The sequence below is a fragment of the Enterobacter cloacae complex sp. 394I7 genome (assembly GCF_057320345.1).
In genome coordinates this window covers 54,693-77,192 of record NZ_JBXWCR010000011.1, presented here as the reverse complement: position 1 = coordinate 77,192, position 22,500 = coordinate 54,693, and the positions used below count along the sequence as shown (strand labels likewise).

Genomic DNA, 22,500 nt, shown 5'->3' with positions numbered 1-22,500 from the left:
CATGAGCCTTACCGAACTGACCGGCAACCCGCGGCACGATCAACTGCTTACGTTGATTGCTGACCGCGGCTATATGAACATTGATGAACTGGCGCAACTGCTGGACGTCTCAACGCAAACCGTGCGCCGGGATATCCGCAAGCTGAGTGAGCAGGGGCTGATCACGCGTCATCATGGCGGCGCGGGCAGGGCATCCAGCGTGGTGAACACCGCGTTTGAGCAACGTGAAGTCTCCTTGACCGAAGAGAAGCGGGCCATTGCCGAAGCGATTGCCGACTACATTCCCGATGGTTCAACCATCTTCATTACTATCGGGACGACGGTGGAACACGTTGCCCGGGCACTGCTCAACCATAATCATCTGCGCATCATCACCAACAGCCTGCGGGTGGCGCATATTCTGTATAAGAACCCGCGCTTTGAAGTGATGGTGCCTGGCGGTACGCTGCGTCCGCATAACGGAGGCATTATCGGGCCTGCAGCGACGGCGTTCGTGTCAGGCTTCCGTGCCGATTACCTGGTGACCAGCGTCGGAGCAATTGAACACGACGGCGCGATGATGGAGTTTGACGTTAATGAAGCCAGCGTGGTGAAAACCATGATGGCCCACGCGCGACATATTTTACTGGCGGCCGATCATACGAAATACCACGCCTCTGCTGCCGTTGAAATTGGTAACGTGTCGCAGGCAACCGCGCTCTTCACCGATGAGCTACCGGGATCTGCGCTGCACAATCATCTCAAATCCAGCAAGGTAGAAGTCGTTGAGGTGAATTCAGGCGACGAACAGCAGGCAGGCTAACCCTTCTTAATGGCCCGATATTCAGGCTCGGGCCTTTCATTTCTGTAAGCTGAATCTGGCGCATAGCCAAACCTTATCTTTCCCGCTACAGTTACTTTTCCACGGCGAGCAGGAGATAAAAAATGCTTTATATCTTTGACTTAGGAAATGTAATCGTCGATATCGATTTTAATCGGGTGCTGGGCGCATGGAGCGACTTTAGCCGTGTCCCGCTGGCGACGTTAAAGCAGAGTTTCGCCATGGGCGAGACCTTCCATCAGCACGAGCGCGGCGAAATTAGCGATGAAGAATTTGCTGAACGTCTGTGTCATGAAATGGATGTGCCGTTAAGTTACGAGCAGTTTTCCCATGGCTGGCAGGCAGTATTCGTCGCGATCCGCCCGGACGTGATCGCCATTATGCATAAACTCCGCGAGCAGGGGCATCGGGTTGTGGTGCTGTCGAATACTAACCGTCTGCATACCACGTTCTGGCCTGACGAGTATCCTGAGGTGCAGGCGGCGGCCGATAAAATCTACCTCTCCCAGGAGATGGGGATGCGTAAACCCGAAGCGCGTATCTATCAGGCGGTTCTGCAGGCGGAAGGATTCACCGCGGCCGATGCGGTCTTTTTCGACGACAATGCCGATAATATAGAGGGAGCTAACCAGTTGGGTATCACGTCAATTCTGGTGACCGGAAAGGAGACGATACCAAACTATTTTGCGAAGCAGTTATGCTAAAAACCGTTCATCAAAAAGCCACGCATCATACTCGTCCGCTCAGGGCGTGGCTGAAACTGCTCTGGCATCGCATTGATGAGGACAACATGACCACGCTGGCGGGTAACCTCGCCTACGTGTCACTGCTCTCGCTTGTGCCGCTGGTGGCCGTCATTTTTGCGCTATTTTCCGCTTTTCCAATGTTTGCAGATGTCAGCCTGCAGCTTCGCCACTTTGTCTTTGCGAATTTTATTCCCGCCACCGGGGACGTCATACAGAACTACATTGAACAGTTTGTCGCTAACTCCAGCAAAATGACGGCGGTCGGGGCGTGTGGCCTGATCGTCACGGCGCTGTTATTGATGTACGCCATAGATAACGCGCTGAATGCCATCTGGCGGAGTAAAAAGGCGCGGCCCAAGGTTTATTCCTTTGCGGTGTACTGGATGATCTTAACGCTGGGGCCCTTGCTGGCCGGAGCGAGTCTGGCTATCAGTTCGTATCTGCTTTCGCTGCGCTGGGCCAGCGATCTCAACGGCGTTATCGATAACCTGTTGCGTATCTTCCCGCTGATTTTATCGTGGCTCTCTTTCTGGCTGCTTTACAGCGTGGTACCGACCACGCGCGTGCCTAACCGCGATGCGGTCGTGGGCGCGCTGGTCGCGGCATTGCTCTTTGAACTGGGCAAAAAAGGGTTTGCCCTTTACATCACCATGTTCCCGTCTTATCAGCTGATTTACGGCGTGCTGGCGGTGATCCCCATTTTATTTGTCTGGGTCTACTGGACCTGGTGTATCGTCTTGCTTGGTGCCGAAATAACTGTCACTCTCGGCGTATACCGCGAACTTAAAAAAGCAGCAGAAGCTGAAAAACAACAAGAAGCAGACCAACCATGATTGCATTGATACAGCGCGTAACCCGTGCCAGCGTCACCGTGGAGGGAGAGGTGACGGGTGAAATTGGCCCAGGACTTTTAGTGTTGTTAGGTGTCGAAAAGGATGATGACGAACAGAAAGCCAACCGCTTGTGCGAGCGCGTGCTGGGCTACCGCATTTTCAGCGATGCGGAAGGTAAGATGAACCTGAACGTTCAGCAGGCGGGTGGCAGCGTGCTGGTGGTCTCCCAGTTTACGCTGGCGGCCGATACCGAGCGCGGCATGCGCCCGGGTTTCTCTAAAGGTGCCGCACCGGATCGTGCAGAAGCCCTTTACGAGTACTTTGTGGCGCGTTGTCGTCAACAGGACATGAATACGCAAACCGGACGATTCGCTGCAGATATGCAGGTATCGCTGGTGAACGATGGCCCCGTCACATTCTGGCTCCAGGTATGAGCCAACTGGCGGCGTGGCCGCGGGTAACAAGAGAGAGTACAGCTATGTATCACCTTCGAGTACCGCAAACGGAAGAAGAGTTAGAAGCCTATTACCAGTTCCGCTGGGAAATGTTACGCAAGCCATTACATCAGCCAAAAGGGTCTGAGCGCGACGCCTGGGATGCGATGGCTCATCACCAGATGGTGATGGACGAAGAGGGTAACCTCGTCGCCGTCGGGCGTTTGTACATCAATGCCGATAACGAAGCTTCAATCCGCTTTATGGCGGTTCATCCTTCCGTGCAGGATAAAGGCCTCGGCACCTTGATGGCGATGACCCTTGAGTCCGTCGCCCGTCAGGAAGGGGTTAAACGCGTCACCTGTAGCGCCCGCGAAGACGCCGTCGAATTCTTCGCCAAACTCGGTTTTGTTAACCAGGGTGAAATCACCGCCCCGCAAACCACGCCGATTCGTCACTTTTTGATGATCAAACCCATCGCTACGCTGGATGATATTCTCCATCGCGCCGACTGGTGTGGACAGCTCCAGCAGGCCTGGTATCAGCACATCCCCCTGAGTGAAAAAATGGGCGTGCGTATTCAGCAGTACACCGGGCAAAAATTCATTACCACCATGCCGGAAATCGGCAATCAGAACCCCCATCACACCCTGTTTGCCGGCAGCCTGTTTTCGCTCGCCACGCTGACCGGCTGGGGGCTTATCTGGCTGATGCTCCGCGAACGCCATCTTGGCGGCACCATTATTCTGGCCGATGCCCATATTCGTTACAGCGCGCCGATCAGTGGTAAGCCGAGCGCCGTTGCCGATCTTGGCGCACTTGGTGGCGATCTCGACCGCCTGGCGCGCGGGCGTAAAGCGCGCGTACAGATGCGCGTTGAGCTGTTCGGCGATGAAACGCCGGGTGCCGTCTTTGAAGGTACCTACATCGTTCTTCCTGCGAAGCCGTTTGGCGCGTTTGAAGAGGGTGGAAACGAAGAAGAGTAGGCTCCGGCGTCCCGGCATGATTGCCGGGCTAATTCCCCGCGCCGATCCGTCTGGCAATATCCCTCAGAAGATCGCGCGCAGACGGGCTGACCCCGCCAAGCTGGAAAAATCCATGGATAACCCCCAGCCACCGCTGAGCCGTACACGTGACGCCTTGCTCAGTCAGGCGCTGATATAGCGCTTCACCTTCGTCGCAAAGCGGATCAAACTCGGCAGTAATGATGTGCACGGGAGGCAGGCCGCTAAAATCCTTTCGCCAGAGCGGGCTCGCTTCAGGATGCTGGCGTTCCGTGTTGGCCAGATAGAGCTCATATCCGCTCAGCAGCGTATCGCGGGTGATGACGTAATCCGCGCCGTTACGGGTATAACTTTCAAAAGAGGCCGTGGCATCCAGCATTGGGTAGATAAGAATGAGCTGCGCCGGCTGCCAGAGTCCGGAAGACGTGAGCCGCAGGGCAGTCACCAGTGCCAGATGACCTCCCGCGCTGTCCCCGCACAGGGTGATACGGTTTTTATCCACGCCAAACATATCCGCGTATTGCCAGATCAGATGTGCGCCTCTTTCTGCATCATCATGAGCGGCAGGGTAGGTATGTTCAGGAGCAAGTCTGTACTGGATCGCAATGACGCGGCAGTTGCCATAAAACGCTAACTGGCGCAGTTGATTATCGTGAGTATCGAAGCCGCCGCTGATAAAGCATCCCCCGTGGTAGTAGATAACGGTCGGCAGCTTTTCACCAGCATCTGGCGGAGAGAAGACGCGATATGTGATGCCTTCGAGGTTCAGCGTTTCTACGTCAACGCGCGTTTCTGTCTCACCGGCAAGCGCCGTGCTGGCAATATAGCCTGCTCTCCGGTCATCAATACTTTGGCTACGCGCAGAAGGGCGTCCTGCTGCGATGAACGCCTGAACCAGCGTATCAATCCCTTTTTCGAGTGCCATGTGGGTCCCTTTAATCTGTATGAATATACAGTGTTATAACTCAGTTTGTTGTCGAGTGAAACAGGGAAAATGAGGCTGAAAACGATTCTGGAAAGCGGCTCGCAAAAGTAAACATGGATATTAAATTTGGCTTTAGTCCTGAATAATGCACGTGTAGTTTGCCTGCACAGTGATGCTGGAAGATATGCGAGAGGAAGGCGAGGATGTTTCAGTCAACCAGATACAGGCCGGGCAAACCAACGTTGCCCGGCACTGTGAGTGGGGATTACTCCCCTTCACCCGGGAACAGGAACGGGTTAATAGAGCTGCGAGCAAAGCCCTCTTGCTCCATTTTGGCGTCCAGAATCAGCGAGGCGAGATCGTCGGCGACGGCTTCGACTTTCGGGTCTTTTTCCTGATAAAGGATCTTCAGGTAGGTACCGCAGTCGCCGCAGCTTTCAGCTTTGACCGCCGCGTCTTCATTTTCCAGCGACCAGTAGTTGAGATCGCGCGTCTGCTCGCAGTTGCTGCATTTAATACGCACCACGTGCCACTCGGTTTCACACAGGTTGCAGTGCAGATAACGCAACCCCTGAGTGGTACCGATCTGCACCATGCTGGACACCGGCATTGAGCCGCATACCGGGCAGAATTGACGCGCTTCGCCGTATTCGGCGCGGGCTTTACCCGGGATCAGGCTGGCCATTTGCGCCCAGTAAAGCGACAACGCCGCCCAGATGAACGGCGCTTTATCGCTGCTGACCAGGGAGAAATCGGACGCAAACAGCGCGCTCGCCATCTCTTCCAGCTCCTGATCGGAGGCTTTTTCCAGATTCTCAATGACCGCCAGCGCGGTACCGCTCATCTCGGGTTTCAGCTCGGCAATCAGGGAGTGCAGCAGCGTATGCCAGTGCTTATCGCGCGGCAGAACGTGGATATCCAGCGGAGGCTTACCCTGCTCGCTGGCCTCTTTGATGCGCGCGGTCAGGTCAATTTGCAGCGGGTGGTCGTACAGCACCACTTCCTGCGCATGGGCAACCAGCGCGGCAAAACGCAGAAAATCGCCCAGTGGGTTGTTCTCTGCCAGCTCGCGCAGACGCTCTGCGCGGCGGTTATAGAGGTTCTTGAGTCTGGGGAATAACAACGGCGGAATATATTCCGCCGTGCGTTTCTCGCTCGAACCCAGCTCATCTTGCGGGATTATGCGAATACTCATTCAGATGACTTTTCCTGTTTCTGGCGGACCTCTCGGTACCAGCGCGGGTGATGTTTCTTCGCCCACGTACTGGTTACCCAGCCTTCCACCATCGCGGTAATGGTGCCTTTCACCCAAAGGGCGGCGTAAATATGCACCATGATAACCACAATTAACGCCACTGCGGCAAATGAATGCAGCATCAGCGCGAATCGGATCACCGGGATTGAGAAAGCAGGCGCAAAATACGGACGCCAGATGATCACGCCGCTCACCAGCAACAGGACCAGGAAGATAATCGCCGCCCAGAATACGCACTTCTGGCCGAAGTTATAACGCCCGGTATCACCCACTTCCTCGTTGACGACGATCTTACGAATATTCTTCGCCCAAAAGATATCATCCCGATTGATTAGGTTATGGTGCCAGTATCGGAAAAACATGATGATGAACGACGCGAACATGATGACGCCAACAAACGGGTGCAGTATACGCGCCAGCTGTGGTGTCCCCATGATCTGCATCAGCCAGTTGAAGGAGGGGAAGAAGAACCCCAGCCCGCTTATCGCCGCCAGCATGAAGCAGAAGGCGGTGACCCAGTGGTTGATGCGTTCCGGCGCGGTATAGCGCACGATGGTGTCACGTTTTTTCATTTGCGCACCTCGTCTTTCTCTTCATGCAGGTTGTCGTCTTCCTCTTCCGCGCGGTTCGGACCGACACCGACATAGTGGAAGATGCTCGCTGCGAAGGTGGCAGCAAAACCCACCGCTGCCAGCGGTTTCCAGATGCCTTTCCAGAACTTCACGGTCGCGCTGATTTCCGGGTTCTCCGGCAGGCCGTGATACAGATTCGGCTTGTCTGCGTGGTGCAGCACATACATCACGTGCGTGCCGCCCACGCCGGCCGGATCGTACAGGCCTGCGTTGTCGTAGCCACGGGTTTTCAGTTCGCCCACGCGTTCAGCCGCCAGCGTTTTCATATCCTCTTTGGAACCAAAGTGGATAGCGCCCGTCGGACAGGTTTTCACGCACGCAGGCTCCTGGCCGACGTTTACGCGGTCTACGCACAGCGTGCATTTGTAGACGCGGTTGTCTTCCGGGTTCATGCGAGGGACATCGAACGGGCAGCCCGCTATGCAGTAGCCGCAGCCAATGCACTGCTCGGACTGGAAGTCGACGATACCGTTAGCATACTGAATGATAGCCCCTTCTGACGGACATGCCTTCAGGCAGCCCGGATCCGCACAGTGCATACAGCCATCTTTGCGGATAAGCCATTCCAGTTTGTCGTTCTGTTCCACTTCCGAGAAACGCATCACCGTCCAGGACTTGGCGGTCAGGTCAGCCGGGTTGTCGTACACCCCGACGTTGTGACCCACTTCATCACGGAGGTCGTTCCACTCAGAACAGGCCACCTGGCAGGCTTTACAGCCGATACAGGTGGTCACGTCGATAAGCTTCGCCACTTCCTGCTGGTGGTCCCGCGCCTGAGGCGCGGGCGTGAAACCGTTAGTCGCGGAACGACGGATAATGTCTTGAGATTGATAAGCCATAAGTCGTCTCCGTTACACCTTTTCCACGTTCACGAGGAAGGCCTTAAACTCCGGCGTCTGCGTGTTCGCATCACCGACGAACGGCGTCAGGGTGTTCGCAATGAACCCTTTCTTCGCCACGCCCTCATAACCCCAGTGAATCGGAATACCGATGGTATCCACCTGCTGACCGTGAACGTTCAGCGTGCGAATACGCTTGGTCACCACCGCCTTGGCCTTGATGTAGCCACGGTTAGAAGAGACCTTCACGGTATCGCCATGGGCAATGCCGAGCTTGTTCGCCAGCTTCTCGCCGATCTCCACAAACTGTTCCGGCTGCGCGATAGCGTTAAGCAGCGCGTGCTTGGTCCAGTAGTGGAAGTGTTCGGTCAGACGGTAAGTGGTGCCCACATACGGGAACTTGTCTTTTTTACCCAGCGCGTCGAAATCGCCCTTAAAGATGCGGGCTGCCGGGTTAGAGACCACGTTCGGGTGCAGCGGGTTGGTGCCCAGCGGCGTCTCAAACGGCTCGTAGTGTTCCGGGAATGGCCCCTCCGCCATCTTATCGATAGCAAACAGGCGTCCCATCCCTTCAGGCTGCATGATAAACGGCCCGACATCGCTACCTGGAGGGGCAGTACTGTAGTCCGGAATATCCACACCGCCCCATTTCGCGCCGTCCCATTTCAGCAACTGACGCTTCGGATCCCACGGATTACCCTGCGGGTCAGCGGAAGCACGGTTGTAGAGAATGCGGCGGTTCAGCGGCCATGCCCAGGCCCAGCCCAGCGTATTGCCGAGTCCTGACGGGTCAGCATTATCGCGGTTGGCCATCTGGTTACCTTTCGGCGTCCAGCTACCGGCAAAGATCCAGCAGCCACTGGCGGTCGTGCCGTCATCACGCAGGTGCGCGAAGGTACTGAGCTGATCGCCTTTCTTCGCCAGCACCGTTCCGGTGGCCGGGTCGATAACATCTGCCAGCGCTTTACCGTTGCTCTCCATCGCCACTTCTTCCGGCGCTGGGTTTTCCGGCGTCGAGTAGTTCCAGGTCATGTTCAGCACCGGTTCCGGGTTCGCACCGCCTTCTGCCGCATACATCTTACGCAGGCGTAAGAAGATACCGGCCAGGATCTCGCCGTCGTTCATGGCGATGCCCGGGGCGTCCGCACCTTTCCAGTGCCACTGCAGCCAGCGGCCAGAGTTCACGATGGAACCGTTCTCTTCCGCGAAGCAGGTAGAAGGCAGACGGAACACTTCAGTCTGAATCTTCGATGGGTCAACGTCATTCGACTCACCGTGGTTCTGCCAGAAGGTCGACGTCTCGGTGTTGAGTGGGTCAATCGTCACCAGGAACTTCAGTTTCGACAGCGATTCAACCACCTTGTTCTTGTTCGGGAATGAGGCGACCGGGTTAAAGCCCTGGCACAGATAGCCATTCACCTTGCCCTGATGCATCATCTCGAAGTACTGCAGAACGTCGTAACCTTTGTCCCACTTCGGCAGCCAGTCAAAGCCCCAGCTGTTTTCCGCTGTCGCTTTGTCACCGAAGAAGGCTTTCATCATCGAGACGAAGAACTTCGGATAGTTGCCCCAGTAGTTCACCTGACCTTCGAGCAGCGGTTTAGGCGTACTGGCTGTGAGGTAGGTTTGCAGGTCGGTCTGTTTTTCGCTTGGCAGGTTCATGTAACCTGGCAGGCTTTGAGACAGCAGACCAAGGTCGGTCAGACCCTGAATGTTGGAGTGACCACGCAGGGCGTTCACGCCGCCGCCTGCCATCCCCATGTTGCCGAGCAGCAGCTGAACCATCGCCATGGTACGGATGTTCTGCGCGCCGACAGAGTGTTGGGTCCAGCCGAGTGCGTAGAGGAACGACGCCGTTTTGTCTTTCGCGCTGGTTTCGGCGATAAGCTCGCACACCTTCAGGAAGTCTTCCTTCGGCGTACCACAGATGTTTTCGACAACGTCCGGCGTGTAGCGGGAAACGTGCTCTTTCAGCAGGTTCCACACGCAGCGCGGATGCTGCAGCGTCGTATCACGCTTCGCAAAGCCTTTCTCGTCCAGCTCATAGTTCCAGCTGGTCTTGTCGTATTTGCGTTTTTCGGCGTCATAACCGCTGAACAGTCCATCTTCGAAGTGGTAATCCTCACGCACGATCAGGCTGGCGTTGGTATAGGCTTCGGTGTATTCGCGGTTATATTTTTCGTTGGTCATCAGGTACAGCAATACGCCTGACAGGAAAGTGATGTCAGTACCTGAACGAATAGGGGTGTAGAAATCCGCCACTGACGCAGTACGCGTAAAGCGGGGATCGATCACAATCAGTTTCGCACCGTTGTGGATTTTGGCTTCCATCGCCCAGCGGAACCCGACAGGGTGCGCTTCAGCGGCGTTACCGCCCATCACCACGATAAGGTTGGCGTTCTTGATGTCGACCCAGTGGTTGGTCATCGCACCGCGACCAAATGTTGGAGCAAGACTTGCTACCGTTGGTCCGTGTCAGACACGCGCCTGGTTGTCGACCGCGAGCATACCGAGTGCACGCGTAAATTTCTGGGTTAAATAGCCGGTTTCGTTACTGGAAGCAGAGGCACACAGCATCCCGGTGGAAAGCCAGCGGTTGACGGTGACGCCTTCAGCGTTCTTCGCAATAAAGTTGGCATCGCGGTCTTCTTTAATCAGTTTAGCGATACGGTCAAATGCGTCTTCCCAGCTGATTTGCTGCCATTTATCGGAACCTGGCGCACGATATTCAGGGAATTTGAGGCGGCTTTCGGAGTGGATAAAGTCAACCAGGCCGGCACCTTTCGGGCACAGCGCGCCGCGGTTGACCGGATGGTCCGGGTCACCTTCGATATGGAAGATAGACGCTTTGGCGTTTTTAGCACCGTCGCCGAGGCTATACATCAACAGCCCGCAACCGACAGAGCAGTACGTACAGGTATTACGGGTTTCACGGGTGCGCAGCAGTTTATATTGCCGCGTCTCCGCCAGCGCTACACCGGGTGCAAAACCCAGTGCCGCCGCCGTGGTGCCTGCCATACCGCCAGCGCAGATCTTAAAGAACTGCCTTCTGCTGACCTGCATGGGTCACTCCTTGTTTCGACATTGCTTACATATGTAGTTTTGACTTCGCGGTTGAACGGTGACCGCAAAGGAGAAAAATTTGCGTTAATCCCTCAGTTCTACGAGGGATATCATCAGAATACCACAATGTCGGTACGCCTGTTCCAATGGCGTTAATACAAAGTGAACGTATTATCACTGTGTTGATTATAAAGTGTGACACGAGTCACATTATTGCCCCGGCATGTTAAAGGGCTGTATCACCGCCTCGGTTGCGCCTCTCCCAAATGAGTAGGTAAACTTGATGAGGATGGGTGCTGAAAAGTTGATCCATACTATGCGTATGGCCTGCGGTTTGTGATGCAATAGCAGGCTCACCTCCGTGGTTGTTCAGGAATACCGCTGTGTCTAAACAAAACCGTGTTACCCACTCGTCGCCACTGCCTGCCGGTATCGTGGAACTGTCGGTACACAGACCGCCCCACATTACCCACACCACGCCTGATTTTCTGGCGGAGGAAGTGCCCGTTGCTCTGGTTTACAACGGTATTTCCCATGTGGTGATGATGGCCTCGCCGAAAGATCTGGAGCTGTTCGCGATTGGTTTTTCCCTCTCGGAAGGCATCATTGAGCACCCGCAAGAAATTTACGGCATGGATGTGGTGAAGGTCTGCAACGGCCTTGAAGTGCAAATCGAACTCTCAAGCCGCCGTTTTATGGGGCTCAAAGAGCGGCGACGCGCGCTGGCCGGGCGTACCGGATGCGGGGTTTGCGGGGTAGAGCAGCTCAATGATATCGGTAAGCCTGTCGCACCTCTACCGTTTACCCAGACCTTCAATCTGGCCCATCTCGACCATGCCCTTGAACATCTGAATGACGTGCAACCTGTCGGCCAGCTGAGCGGATGCACGCATGCGGCGGCATGGGTTCTGCCATCGGGCGATATTGCCGGGGGGCATGAGGATGTCGGCCGCCATGTGGCGCTGGATAAACTGATGGGCCGCCGGGCGCGTGAAAGCGGCCTCTGGCAGCAGGGGGCGGCACTGGTCTCCAGCCGCGCCAGCTACGAGATGGTGCAAAAATCGGCGATGTGCGGCGTTGAAATCCTTTTTGCCGTATCGGCCGCGACCACGCTGGCGGTGGAAGTGGCGGAGCGCTGTAATCTGACGCTGGTGGGGTTCTGTAAGCCGGGAAGGGCGACGATTTATACCCATCCGCAGCGCTTAATAGTTAATCAGTAAATTTGAAAAAGAATAGCAAATCCTTCCGCTTTTAGTTGTTCATGATGAGGTCTACTATTTATCTCATCAAGGCACGGTGCCTTAAACAAACAACTAATTGAAAGGGTTTATATCATGAAAAGCATCAAAACTTTTGTCGCAGTAATCGCTCTGGCTACATCTTTCGGTTCTTTCGCTGCACAGACTGTGACCGCAACCGCCACTACCATTGATGGCGCAGAAGCCAAAATTGCTGCACAGGCTCAGGAAGCGGGCGCGTCATCTTACAAAATTACCCAGGCGTTTACGGGTAACCGCGTACACATGACCGCTGAACTGAACAAATAAGCTGCCACACCGTCGAAAGAGCGCCCCAGGGGCGCTTTTTTTATTGGATACCCGCCAGACGCAGCAATGCAGTCACGACCGCTGCCGCCACGATCACCACAATTAACGGCATTTTTCGCCATGCCAGAAACACTGCAAACGCCACGCCCAGTACGCGCGCCATACCGGCAAAATGCTCACCTTCATAGAAGGTGGTCGCCAGCGCGACGGAAAACAGCAAAACCGTTGCCGCATCTGAAAGCAGAGCCTGAGAGCGGTCTGACAGCGCCAGTCGGTTGCCGAGTTTTGCCCCACCGAGACGCATTAAATAGGTTCCCACGGAAAGCACGGCGATACCGAGAATAAAGACCGTCATATTCCCCATTATTTTTTCCTCGCAGCAAGACCCAGTAAAGAGAGCAGAACCGGTAAACCCACCGGGGCAAACGGCACGGCGGCCAGTGACAATGCAGCACCGCTGCAGGCGCGGATCAGGGTGGTGCGATTTTTAAAAGCCGGCACCACTAACGCCAGTAAAATCGCCGGGAATACCGCATCCAGCCCGATGGTTTCAAGGTTCGGCAACAGTTTGCCGACCATGGTGCCCAGCAATGTACCCAGCGGCCAGACGATCGCCACGCCTAAACCGCATAACCAGTAAGCCGCCTTACGCTGTTCGGGCGTTTTTTGCGACAACCCGAACACCACGCTTTCGTCGTTCATAATGTGGCAACCCAGAAAACTCAGGCCACGTTTACCCACCAGTTCACGCACCGTCACCCCAAACGGTACATGGCGTGCATTAACCAGTAATCCGGCAGCCGCCGCCGCCAGAGGGTTACCGCCGCTTGCCACAATGCCGATAAACATAAATTCAGAGGCACCCGCCAGCACGGTAATAGAGAGTAAAAACGGGACCCAGACCGGGAAACCGTAGGCCATTGCCAGCGAGCCATAGGACATCCCGACGACGCCTACCGCGAGACACACCAGGATGATTGCTTTTATCGTGTCGCCTTTCAGGGTGGAGAGATGATGCTTCATACAATTTTAGCCATATCGAACGTATTTCCATTATAATGAACGCATCAGAACCGTTTTTCAAGACGAACGATTCGTTCGATTTATAGAACAAAGGGGCCGTTTTTATGACGCAGCCAATCAGCGTGATCGCTAAAAGTCTGGTGCGAGAACGCCTGCGAACCGGACTTTCACTGGCGGAAATCGCGCGCCGTGCCGGGATCGCTAAATCCACGCTGTCGCAGCTGGAGTCCGGCAACGGGAATCCCAGCCTGGAGACGCTCTGGTCACTCTGTGTGGCGCTGGACATTCCTTTTGCCCGTTTGCTCGAACCGCAGCAGCCGATCACTCAGGTGATCCGCCGTGGAGAAGGAACGAAGGTGGTTGCCGGACAGGCTAACTATGAAGCCATTTTGCTGGCGGCGTGCCCGCCGGGCGCGCGTCGTGACATCTACCTGTTACTCACCCAGCCGGGTGCCGACCGCATTTCTCAGCCACATCCGGCAGGCTCAGTGGAGCATATTATTGTGACGCAGGGTAGAGCGCTGGTTGGTCTGATCGACGCGGCGGAAGAGCTTGGCCCGGGGGATTACATTTGCTATCCCGCTGACCAGCCGCATATCTTTAAGGCCCTGGAGCCGGATACGCACGCGCTTCTGGTGGCTGAACAAAATTAACGCAGATACGGAAAATCATGTCGCTTAAAGCCATTGCCAAAGAACTGGGGCTGTCTGTTACCACCGTCAGCCGCGCCCTTAACGGGTATGACGATGTCTCCCGCGAGACGCGCGCCCGCGTCGAAGCGGAGGCTCAGCGCCGTGGCTACCGGCCAAACACCTTCGCGCGTCGCCTGAAGATGGGCAAAATCGACGCCGTGGGTCTGGTTTTTCCGGTGCATCCTGTTCCGCTCAATAACAGCGTCTTTATGGACATGGTCGGCGAAATTAGCCACGAACTGGCGCGACATGAAATCGATCTCCTGCTGATTGCCGATGACGATCTGGCGGATAAGCACAGCTATATGCGTATGGTGCAAAGTCGTCGCGTGGATGCGCTGATTGTGGCGCACACGCTGGATCATGACCCGCGGCTGGAACAGCTTCAGGCCGCCGGTTTTCCCTTTCTCGCGCTCGGACGCAGCCAGCTACCGCAGCCCTATGCGTGGTTTGATTTCGACAACTATGCCGGCACGTACAATGCCACCCGCTGGCTGATTGAAAAGGGGCATCGCCGCATCGCCTTGCTGGGTGAAAGCAACAATCAGGCCTTCATCACCCAGCGCCGCCAGGGTTATCTGGATGCGCTACGCGAAGCCGGGTTATCCAGCGAATGGCTGCGCGCCATGCCGCCTTCGCGCCGCGTGGGTTACGCCACGACGAATGAACTTCTCTCCCTGCCGCAGCCCCCCACGGCCATCATTACCGACTGCAACACTCACGGCGACGGCGCGGCCATGGCGCTGGCGCAGCGGGGTCTTCTCTGCGGTGAAAACGCCGTTTCGCTGGTGGTTTACGACGGCTTACCGCAGGACAGCATTGTCGATGTTGAAGTGGCGGCGGTTATTCAGTCCACCCGCCAGGGCGTAGGGAAACAGATCGCTGACATGGTGCGTCAGTTGATTAACGGCGACGATATCGCTCAGCTTCAGGTGCTCTGGCAGCCAGAGTTCTTCCCGGGCCAGACGGCCTAAACACAGCAAAATTCCAAAGCCGATCACAGATCCGAAACGTTTTGGTTTGTATCCGAAACGTTTCGGATCAACACTCAGATCATCCCGATGACAGGAGAGGTCTGATGCACGATTCCATTTTTCGACTCGAAAGTAAGGCGGTTGACCTGGTGATCGCCACGCACCCGTTCGCCGAAATTCTCTACTGGGGGCCGCACCTTCACCACTTTTCACCGCAAGATGTGGTAAGTCTGGCTCGTCCGGTGGCGAACGGCAGGCTCGACGTTGACGCCCCGGTGACGCTGATGGCGGAGCTGGGACACGGTCTGTTTGGTTCGCCCGGTATTGAAGGGCACCGCCAGGGGCTGGACGGGTCGCCTGTCTTTAAAACCACCCATGTGCAGCACCAGGGGCAAACCCTGACGTTAACGGCGGAAGATGAACATGCCGGGTTACGTCTGACCAGCGAGCTGGTACTGGATGCAAGCGGGGTACTGGTGGTGCGTCATGGTTTAACTAACCTGCGGGCGCAGGCGTGGCAGGTTGATCGTTTCGCCGTGACGCTACCGGTCGCCGAACGCGCGCAGGACGTGATGGCGTTCCACGGACGCTGGATCCGTGAGTTCCAGCCGCATCGCGTGAAGCTTGAACACGACAGCGTTGTGATTGAAAACCGCCGCGGCAGAACCTCTCACGAACACTTCCCGGCGCTGATCGCCGGTACGTCCTCATTTAACGAAATGCACGGCGACGTCTGGGGCGTGCATCTGGGCTGGAGCGGCAACCACCGCCTGCGTGCGGAAGTCAAAACCGACGGACGCCGCTATCTGCAGGCCGAAGCCCTCTACCTGCCGGGAGAAATGGCGATTGAAGAGGGGGAAACGCTCTGGACACCACGCCTGTATGCGAGCTACTCCGCACGGGGTCTGAACGGCATGAGCCAGTCGTTCCACCGGTATCTGCGCGACAACGTTATCCGCTTCCCTGAAAACAAACCGCGCCCGGTACATCTCAATACCTGGGAGGGGATCTACTTCAGCCATGACCCGGCGTACATCATGCGCATGGCCGATGAGGCTGCGGCGCTGGGCGTGGAGCGTTTTATCATCGACGACGGCTGGTTCAAAGGCCGTAACGATGACCACGCGGCGCTGGGTGACTGGTACCTGGACGAGAAAAAATACCCGGACGGGCTGACGCCGGTGATTAACCATGTGAAAAAGCGCGGCATGGAATTTGGTATCTGGATTGAGCCGGAGATGATTAACCCGGACTCGGATCTGTATCGTGCCCATCCCGACTGGGTGCTGGCGCTGCCGGGCTACACCCAGGCAACGGGCCGTCATCAACTGGTGCTCAATCTGAATATTCCGCAGGCTTTTGATTATCTGGTCGAGCGCATGAGCTGGCTGCTGGGCGAACATGCCATCGACTACGTTAAGTGGGATATGAACCGCGAACTGGTACAGCCCGGGCACCACGGCAAAGCCGCCGCGGATGCGCAGACGCGGCAGTTTTATCGTCTGTTAGACGTGCTGGGCGAGCGTTTCCCGCACATCGAATTTGAGTCCTGCTCCTCGGGCGGCGGGCGAATCGATTATGAAGTCCTGACCCGCAGTCACCGCTTCTGGGCCTCTGACAACAACGACGCGCTGGAGCGCAATACCATCCAGCGTGGCATGAGCTACTTCTTCCCGCCGGAAGTGATGGGCGCGCATATCGGTCATCATAAATGTCACGCCACCTTCCGCCAGCACAGCATTGCTTTCCGCGGCCTGACGGCACTGTTTGGCCACATGGGACTGGAGCTTGATCCGCTCACCGTCGATGCTCAGGAGCGTGAAGGCTATCGCCATTACGCCGCGCTGCACAAGCAGTGGCGGGAAGTCATCCATCACGGTACCCAGTGGCGCGTGGATATGCCGGATGCCAGCACGCTGGCACAGGGTATAGTGAGCGAAGACAAAACGCAGGGGTTGTTTATGGTCAGCCAACTGGCCATGCCGGATTACACGCTCATGATGCCGCTGCGCATGCCGGGGCTCGACGCGCAGGCGCAGTACCGCATCACGCTGCTCGACCACCCCAACATTCGACTCACCGGTGAGGGCGGGCACACCATGCGCAAGCTACCGGCGTGGATGGAAACGTCCCAGACGGCCAGCGGTGAGTGGCTGATGCAGGCGGGGATCGCACTGCCGATTCTGGACCCGGAAACCGCCATTCTGATTGGCGTTGAACGCGTGTAAGGGTGATGGGCCGGGAGACTGGCCCTCCGTTGAGGATAAAAATAATGAACACAACAACCTGTACCCACAAAGACAACCCTAACTTCTGGATCTTCGGGCTGTTCTTCTTTCTCTACTTCTTCATTATGGCCACCTGCTTTCCGTTTCTGCCGATCTGGCTGTCGGATGTCATTGGCCTGAACAAAACCCATACCGGGATCGTATTCTCCTGTATCTCGCTTTCGGCCATCGCCTTCCAGCCCGTGCTTGGGGTCATTTCGGATAAGCTGGGGCTGAAAAAACACCTGCTGTGGATTATCACTGTGCTGCTGTTTCTGTTCGCGCCGTTCTTCCTGTATGTCTTTGCGCCACTGCTGAAAACCAGTATCTGGCTGGGGGCGCTGAGCGGCGGTCTGTACATCGGTTTTGTCTTCTCCGCAGGTTCAGGCGCGATTGAGGCCTACATCGAACGCGTGAGCCGTAACAGCGTGTTTGAATACGGCAAGGCGCGCATGTTCGGCTGTCTCGGCTGGGGGCTGTGCGCTTCAACGGGCGGTATTCTGTTTGGCATCGACCCGTCGTATGTCTTCTGGATGGGATCAGCGGCTGCGCTGCTGCTGATGCTGTTGCTGGTGGTTGCGAAACCGAAGCCAAACCAGACTGCGCAGGTGATGAATGCGCTGGGGGCCAACCAGCCGCAGATCACCGCCAGGACGGTCTTTAACCTGTTCCGTCAGCGCAGAATGTGGATGTTCATTCTGTACGTCATCGGTGTGGCCTGCGTGTATGACGTTTTTGACCAGCAGTTTGCCACCTTCTTTAAAACCTTCTTCGCAACGCCGCAGGAGGGAACGCGAGCCTTTGGTTTTGCCACCACGGCGGGGGAAATTTGCAACGCGATCATCATGTTCTGCTCGCCGTGGATCATCAACCGTATCGGCGCGAAGAATACGCTGCTGATTGCCGGGCTGATTATGGCGACGCGCATTATCGGCTCGTCGTTCGCCACCACCGCGGTGGAGGTCATTGCCCTGAAGATGCTGCACGCGCTGGAGGTTCCGTTCCTGCTGGTGGGGGCGTTCAAATACATCACCGGCGTGTTCGATACCCGTCTGTCGGCCACTATCTATCTGATTGGCTTCCAGTTTTCCAAACAGTCGGCGGCGATTTTCCTCTCTGCTTTCGCCGGGAATATGTATGACCGGATCGGTTTCCAGGAGACCTACCTGATGCTGGGCTGTTTTGTACTGGCAATTACGGTGATCTCGGCCTTTACGCTGAGCAGTAAGCAGGAGATTGCGGCGCGGCGCGCTGCGGTGGAGGCAAACTAACGCAGGACGCTGCCGCGGATGCGGCAGCGTTAACGCTTAGGGCAGGTAAAACACCGCTTTTAGTTCGGCACTCACCGGGCTGTTGTCGGGGTTCGAGGGCATTACCTCACCCATGTATTTCCACCAGCGCTGACAAACGTCGGTCTTTGCCACCGCGTTCCAGCGCGCTTCCGATTCAATTTCAACGCTCGCAAACAGCAGGTTACGCGCCTCATCGAGATAGATAGCGTAGTGGTGCGCACCGTGGTCTTTTAGTACCGCCTCCAGCTCTGGCCAGATGGGGTTATGGCGACGCGCGTACTCGTCGTGCGCGTCAGGGTTCACCTGCATCACAAATGCTTTGCGGATCATCATGCCTCCAGCCGCTTTCGCGGGCCGCTATGGGTACAAATCCAGTGCCGACTGCATCGGCGTGACGCCAAAGCGTTTACCGAGTGCTATCAGCTCTTCCCGGGTGATGGTCTGCTTCATGCCGCCCATCGACAGGACCTTCACCAGCACCTCGGCGGACTTCTCGGCGGTATCAATCAGACCAAACGTTTCGTCGAGCGTCGGCCCGCTGCCGAATACCCCGTGGAACGGCCACAGCACCAGGGAGTGGGACTGCATTTCGATGGCGGTGGCCTGGCCGATTTCGTCGGTACCCGGCACCATCCACGGCAGAATGCCGACCCCGTCGGGGAAGACCACCAGACATTCGGTGCTGCCTTCCCACAGCTTCCGCGTGAGGTAATCGCTACTGTTTTCCAGCACGTAGGTCAGGGCTATCAGGTTAGTGGCGTGACAGTGCATGATCACCCGGTCTTTGCCGTGGGTTGCCTTGATACGCTCACAGTGAGAGAGGAAGTGCGCCGGGAGTTCAGACGTGGGCACTGCATCGTCCGTCAGCCCCCAGAGGATGTGATAGCCTGCGCCGTCACTGTCCACTCTCACCACCCCAAGGTTGGCCTGCGGGTCGAGCTGAACGTTACGGAAGAATTTACCGGAACCGGTGACGATAAACGGCGTACTGGCGAGCTGCGGCATTGGCTGGCTCAGGGCGATATAGCGCGGCTTCTGATGGAACTCGGCGGCGAACGGTTCAATGTCGGCATCATCCAGGCGCAGCGTCAGGTTACCGCCGTTGCGCTCGTCCCAGCCTTTTAGCCAGGCGTCGGAGGTGGCTTTAATCATGCCCTGGACGAACCAGGCGTTAGTGATGGTCTGCATAGTGTTTCATTTCCCGTGATCGGGGTGAGCGTTTCCCTCACCCCGGCCCTCTCCCACGGGGAGAGGGGGTAAAAGTGGCCTCTTCCACAGGAAGAGGGTGAGGGCATATTTATCCGCGCTGACTCAGCACGTCTTTCTCATACATCCGCACGTTATCCAGCCACTGACTGCCCGCTGGGGTGTCGTTACGCTGGCAGTACATCTCCCACACCGCCTGCCACGGCAGGGTTTTCTGCTCTTCCAGCAGCACCAGGCGCGCGGTGTAATCGCCGTTCTCTTCCAGCTGCTTCAGGGCGCTGGTGGGCTCCAGCAGCGCACGCAGCAGGGCTTTTTTCATGTTGCGGGTGCCAATCACCCAGGCCGCGATGCGGTTGATGGAGGCGTCAAAGAAGTCGAGGCCAATGTGCACGCGGTCAAACAGATCGTGGCGAATGATTTCGCTGGCAATGGCCTGGGTTTCGTCATCCAGCAGCACCACGTGGTCGCTGTCCCAGCGTACGGGACGGCTCACGTGCAGCAGCAGGCGGGGTACGTAGAGCATGGCGGCGGAGATTTTGTCGGAGATCACCTCCGTCGGGTGGAAGTGGCCGGCATCCAGGCACAGCGCGGTCTGGCGGCTGGTGGCGTACCCCATGTAAAACTCGTTCGAGCCAACGGTGTAACTTTCCGCACCAATACCGAACAGCTTGCTCTCTACGGCGTCGATGTGGTGCGCCGGGTTCAGTTTTTCGCTGATGGCTTCATCCAGCGCCGCCAGCAGGCGCTGACGCGGGGCCAGACGGTCAACGGTGATGTCTTTCATGCCGTCCGGGATCCAGATGTTCATCACCGACGGCGTGCCGAGCTGCTCGCCAAAGTACGCGGAGACGCGGCGGCTGGCTTTTACGTGGTCAATCCAGAACTGGCGGATATCGTCGTTCGCGTGGGCAAGGGTAAAACCGTCGGCGCTCAGCGGGTGCGAGAAGCAGGATGGGTTGAAATCCAGGCCCAGCTGGTTGGCTTTCGCCCACGCCACCCAGTTTTTAAAGTGCGCAGGTTTGATCTCGTTACGCGCGACCGGCGTGTCAGATTCCAGATAGATAGCATGCAGGTTCAGCCGCTTAGGCCCCGGGATCAGGCTCAGCGCCAGCTCCAGGTCGGCGCGCAGCTCGGTGGCGTTACGCGCTTTGCCCGGATAGTTGCCGGTGGCCTGAATGCCCCCCGTCAGCGAGCCGCCCGGGTTTTCAAAACCGGCAACGTCGTCGCCCTGCCAGCAGTGCATGGAGACCGGCAGACGATCGAGCTGGCGCAGCGCCTCATCGACATCCACGCCGACGGCGGCGTAACGCTGTTTAGCCAGGTCCCAGGCTTGTTCAAGTTGAGTGGTCATGCGCAAAGCTCCTTAGTCAGTCGGTTTTGCTGAAACTGCGCCCGATAGCGGGCAATTTCATGGCAGGGATTGGGGATGAACGTGGTCAGCGTGGCGTTCGCCGAGACCACCGTGCGGAAATCGTCCACGCTGGCAAGTTCGTCCAGGGTCATGAGCTGAATGCCAATATTGCCGAGCGTCGACGCTTCAATCGGGCCCGCCACCACGGTGATCCCGCAGGCATCGGCGCAGAGCTGGTTCAGAAGCTGGTTCTGGCAGCCGCCACCGACAATATGCAGCTGAGTGAACGGCCGGCCGCGAAGGTCGGCCAGCTCGCTCAGGATCTCGGCATACAGCAGGGCGAGGCTGTCGAAAATACAGCGTGCCAGCTCTGCCGGTTTCGATGGCACGGGCTGCCCGGCGTCGACGCAGGCGGCCTGGATTTCGGCGCTCATGTCCGCCGGGTTGATAAAGCGGTCATCATTAGGATTGATCAGGAAACTGCAGGCTTTCAGTCTTTCGGTGTCGGCAATAAGCGCGGGCAGGTCGGTAATGTTCTGCTCTTTAAGCACGCGCTGGAGCAGCCACAGACCCATGATGTTCTTCAGCACGCGGTAGCGCCCCTCGGCACCGCCTTCGTTGGTGATGTTCGCGGCCAGCGCGGCATCGCTGGTGTAGGGAGTTTTGCTCTCAAAGCCCATCAGCGACCAGGTCCCGGAAGAGAGGTAGGCCGCGTCGTTACCGGCAAGCGGTGACGCAATGACGGCGCTGGCGGTATCGTGACTCGCAACCGCCACCACCGGGATCGCATTACCCTGCGGGCACATCCATTGCCCGATCACATTGCCAGGATGCGTCGGCGTACCGAACCAGGAGGGTGAAGCCCCGGTCCAGGCCAGCAGGTGTTCATCCCAGTTATCGGAGTTGATGTTCACCAGTTGCGTGGTGGTGGCGTTGGTGTATTCCCAGTTCATGTTGCCGGTCAGGCGGTAGCTGAAGTAGTCCGGGATCAGCAGTGCATGCGCCACGCGGGGAACCAGCGCCGGCTGCTGTTCGACCAGCGCGCGCAGTTGATAGAGCGTATTGAATGGCAGGAACTGAATGCCGCTGCGGCCATAAATATTCTCTTTGCCAAGCCCGGCAATCGCACGCGCCATCAGGCCGTCGGTGCGGCTGTCGCGATAGGCTATCGGCAAACCAACGCGTTCACCGTTGCTGTCCAGCAGTACGTAATCGACGCCCCAGGTATCGATGCCGATACTGTCGATACGGATACCCGCATCGCAGACCTTCTGCAGTCCGGTGCGGATCGCTGCCTCAAGGCTGTCGATATCCCACACCTCACAGCCGTCCTGCTTTTGCAGGCAGTTAACAAAGCGGTGCATCTCGCGAAGCGAAAGCGTCTGCCGCTTGCCGTCATAAGTGGCCAGCATTACACGGCCGCTGGATGCGCCTAGATCGACAGCCACGCAATGGCGAAAAGTCATGGTTGTGTCCTTCTTAAAGTCATTAGCGGTGAGTGTAAAAAAAGGAACCCATCACCACCTTCTCGCCAGTGACAGCGGTTTTCCGGGGCTGGCAAGAAAGCAAAGATGAACGTGAGGGAGTTCACAGTTTC

The 22,500-nt window shown here is 57.0% G+C and carries 22 protein-coding genes; 11 read left to right on the top strand and 11 right to left on the bottom strand.

Translation table 11 applies throughout. The features are described 5' to 3' along the window. The first annotated feature begins 1 nt into the window (after position 1). The 5 genes from AC2FAP_RS22400 to fabY all read left to right on the top strand — a co-directional run bounded on the left by AC2FAP_RS22400 (position 2) and on the right by fabY (position 3,819). Positions 2-802, top strand: a complete 801-nt coding sequence (locus AC2FAP_RS22400; RefSeq protein ID WP_032679260.1) for a DeoR/GlpR family DNA-binding transcription regulator — start codon at positions 2-4, stop codon at positions 800-802. Between the two features lie 122 nt (positions 803-924). Continuing rightward, on the top strand, positions 925-1,524 hold the full coding sequence (yihX, locus tag AC2FAP_RS22395; RefSeq protein WP_014172238.1) for a glucose-1-phosphatase: 600 nt from the start codon (positions 925-927) through the stop codon (positions 1,522-1,524). Further along, a complete protein-coding gene (locus AC2FAP_RS22390) occupies positions 1,518-2,399 on the top strand; it encodes a virulence factor BrkB family protein (RefSeq protein ID WP_014172237.1) in 882 nt (293 codons plus the stop codon). Before yihX ends, AC2FAP_RS22390 begins: the two co-directional genes overlap by 7 nt. Further along, on the top strand, positions 2,396-2,833 hold the full coding sequence (dtd, locus tag AC2FAP_RS22385; protein WP_020883977.1) for a D-aminoacyl-tRNA deacylase: 438 nt from the start codon (positions 2,396-2,398) through the stop codon (positions 2,831-2,833). Before AC2FAP_RS22390 ends, dtd begins: the two co-directional genes overlap by 4 nt. Before the next feature lie 44 nt (positions 2,834-2,877). After that, positions 2,878-3,819 (top strand): fatty acid biosynthesis protein FabY, encoded by a 942-nt coding sequence (gene fabY, locus AC2FAP_RS22380; RefSeq protein ID WP_020883976.1) that lies wholly within the window; start codon positions 2,878-2,880, stop codon positions 3,817-3,819. A 28-nt stretch (positions 3,820-3,847) separates the two neighbouring features. Here fabY and AC2FAP_RS22375 read toward each other — a convergent pair whose 3' ends face one another. The 5 genes from AC2FAP_RS22375 to fdnG form a co-directional block, all read right to left on the bottom strand. Further along, positions 3,848-4,762 carry an alpha/beta hydrolase gene (locus AC2FAP_RS22375; RefSeq protein ID WP_047742331.1) on the bottom strand — a complete coding sequence of 305 codons (915 nt, stop codon included), beginning with the start codon at positions 4,760-4,762 and terminating at the stop codon, positions 3,848-3,850. 265 nt (positions 4,763-5,027) lie between these two features. After that, entirely contained in the window at positions 5,028-5,957 is a 930-nt protein-coding gene (fdhE, locus tag AC2FAP_RS22370) for a formate dehydrogenase accessory protein FdhE (RefSeq protein ID WP_040018302.1), read from the bottom strand. Then, positions 5,954-6,589, bottom strand: a complete 636-nt coding sequence (gene fdoI / locus AC2FAP_RS22365; protein ID WP_014172232.1) for a formate dehydrogenase cytochrome b556 subunit — start codon at positions 6,587-6,589, stop codon at positions 5,954-5,956. Before fdoI ends, fdhE begins: the two co-directional genes overlap by 4 nt. Then, positions 6,586-7,488, bottom strand: coding sequence for a formate dehydrogenase subunit beta (gene fdxH / locus AC2FAP_RS22360; protein ID WP_014172231.1), 903 nt, complete (start codon positions 7,486-7,488; stop codon positions 6,586-6,588). The genes fdoI and fdxH overlap by 4 nt, the downstream gene beginning before the upstream one ends. Positions 7,489-7,500: 12 nt before the next feature. Next, positions 7,501-10,551 carry a formate dehydrogenase-N subunit alpha gene (gene fdnG / locus AC2FAP_RS22355; protein WP_088202997.1) on the bottom strand — a complete coding sequence of 1,017 codons (3,051 nt, stop codon included), beginning with the start codon at positions 10,549-10,551 and terminating at the stop codon, positions 7,501-7,503. Between the two features lie 383 nt (positions 10,552-10,934). Between fdnG and fdhD the strand changes: the two genes are divergently transcribed. Both fdhD and AC2FAP_RS22345 read left to right on the top strand, forming a co-directional pair. Beyond that, positions 10,935-11,771, top strand: coding sequence for a formate dehydrogenase accessory sulfurtransferase FdhD (gene fdhD / locus AC2FAP_RS22350; protein WP_333180092.1), 837 nt, complete (start codon positions 10,935-10,937; stop codon positions 11,769-11,771). A 114-nt stretch (positions 11,772-11,885) separates the two neighbouring features. Beyond that, on the top strand, positions 11,886-12,098 hold the full coding sequence (locus tag AC2FAP_RS22345) for a YdgH/BhsA/McbA family protein (protein ID WP_020883972.1): 213 nt from the start codon (positions 11,886-11,888) through the stop codon (positions 12,096-12,098). 40 nt (positions 12,099-12,138) lie between these two features. On the opposite strand, the gene AC2FAP_RS22340 is transcribed toward AC2FAP_RS22345, so the two are convergent. Both AC2FAP_RS22340 and AC2FAP_RS22335 read right to left on the bottom strand, forming a co-directional pair. After that, the gene (locus AC2FAP_RS22340; protein WP_032680064.1) at positions 12,139-12,462 is read right to left on the bottom strand and encodes an AzlD domain-containing protein; all 324 of its coding nucleotides are present in this window, start codon (positions 12,460-12,462) and stop codon (positions 12,139-12,141) included. Then, positions 12,462-13,121, bottom strand: a complete 660-nt coding sequence (locus AC2FAP_RS22335; RefSeq protein WP_449541868.1) for an AzlC family ABC transporter permease — start codon at positions 13,119-13,121, stop codon at positions 12,462-12,464. Before AC2FAP_RS22335 ends, AC2FAP_RS22340 begins: the two co-directional genes overlap by 1 nt. A gap of 104 nt (positions 13,122-13,225) precedes the next feature. Here AC2FAP_RS22335 and AC2FAP_RS22330 point away from each other — a divergent pair, with 104 nt between their 5' ends. The 4 genes from AC2FAP_RS22330 to AC2FAP_RS22315 all read left to right on the top strand — a co-directional run bounded on the left by AC2FAP_RS22330 (position 13,226) and on the right by AC2FAP_RS22315 (position 18,325). Next, positions 13,226-13,774 carry a helix-turn-helix domain-containing protein gene (locus AC2FAP_RS22330; protein WP_449541867.1) on the top strand — a complete coding sequence of 183 codons (549 nt, stop codon included), beginning with the start codon at positions 13,226-13,228 and terminating at the stop codon, positions 13,772-13,774. Positions 13,775-13,791: 17 nt separating this feature from the next. Beyond that, positions 13,792-14,787: a substrate-binding domain-containing protein gene (locus AC2FAP_RS22325; RefSeq protein ID WP_183516918.1), complete on the top strand. Its 996-nt coding sequence runs from the start codon at positions 13,792-13,794 to the stop codon at positions 14,785-14,787. Positions 14,788-14,891: 104 nt separating this feature from the next. Next, positions 14,892-17,015, top strand: coding sequence for an alpha-galactosidase (locus tag AC2FAP_RS22320; protein WP_449541866.1), 2,124 nt, complete (start codon positions 14,892-14,894; stop codon positions 17,013-17,015). A 44-nt stretch (positions 17,016-17,059) separates the two neighbouring features. Continuing rightward, positions 17,060-18,325: an MFS transporter gene (locus tag AC2FAP_RS22315; RefSeq protein ID WP_151887096.1), complete on the top strand. Its 1,266-nt coding sequence runs from the start codon at positions 17,060-17,062 to the stop codon at positions 18,323-18,325. Positions 18,326-18,361: 36 nt separating this feature from the next. Here the strand turns inward: AC2FAP_RS22315 and rhaM are convergent, their stop codons facing one another. The 4 genes from rhaM to rhaB form a co-directional block, all read right to left on the bottom strand. Further along, positions 18,362-18,676, bottom strand: a complete 315-nt coding sequence (gene rhaM / locus AC2FAP_RS22310) for an L-rhamnose mutarotase (protein WP_032679248.1) — start codon at positions 18,674-18,676, stop codon at positions 18,362-18,364. Between the two features lie 27 nt (positions 18,677-18,703). Further along, entirely contained in the window at positions 18,704-19,534 is an 831-nt protein-coding gene (rhaD, locus tag AC2FAP_RS22305) for a rhamnulose-1-phosphate aldolase (RefSeq protein WP_014172220.1), read from the bottom strand. 109 nt (positions 19,535-19,643) lie between these two features. Continuing rightward, positions 19,644-20,903, bottom strand: coding sequence for an L-rhamnose isomerase (rhaA, locus tag AC2FAP_RS22300; protein WP_020883965.1), 1,260 nt, complete (start codon positions 20,901-20,903; stop codon positions 19,644-19,646). Beyond that, on the bottom strand, positions 20,900-22,369 hold the full coding sequence (rhaB, locus tag AC2FAP_RS22295; RefSeq protein WP_020883964.1) for a rhamnulokinase: 1,470 nt from the start codon (positions 22,367-22,369) through the stop codon (positions 20,900-20,902). The genes rhaA and rhaB overlap by 4 nt, the downstream gene beginning before the upstream one ends. Between the last annotated feature and the right edge of the window lie 131 nt (positions 22,370-22,500).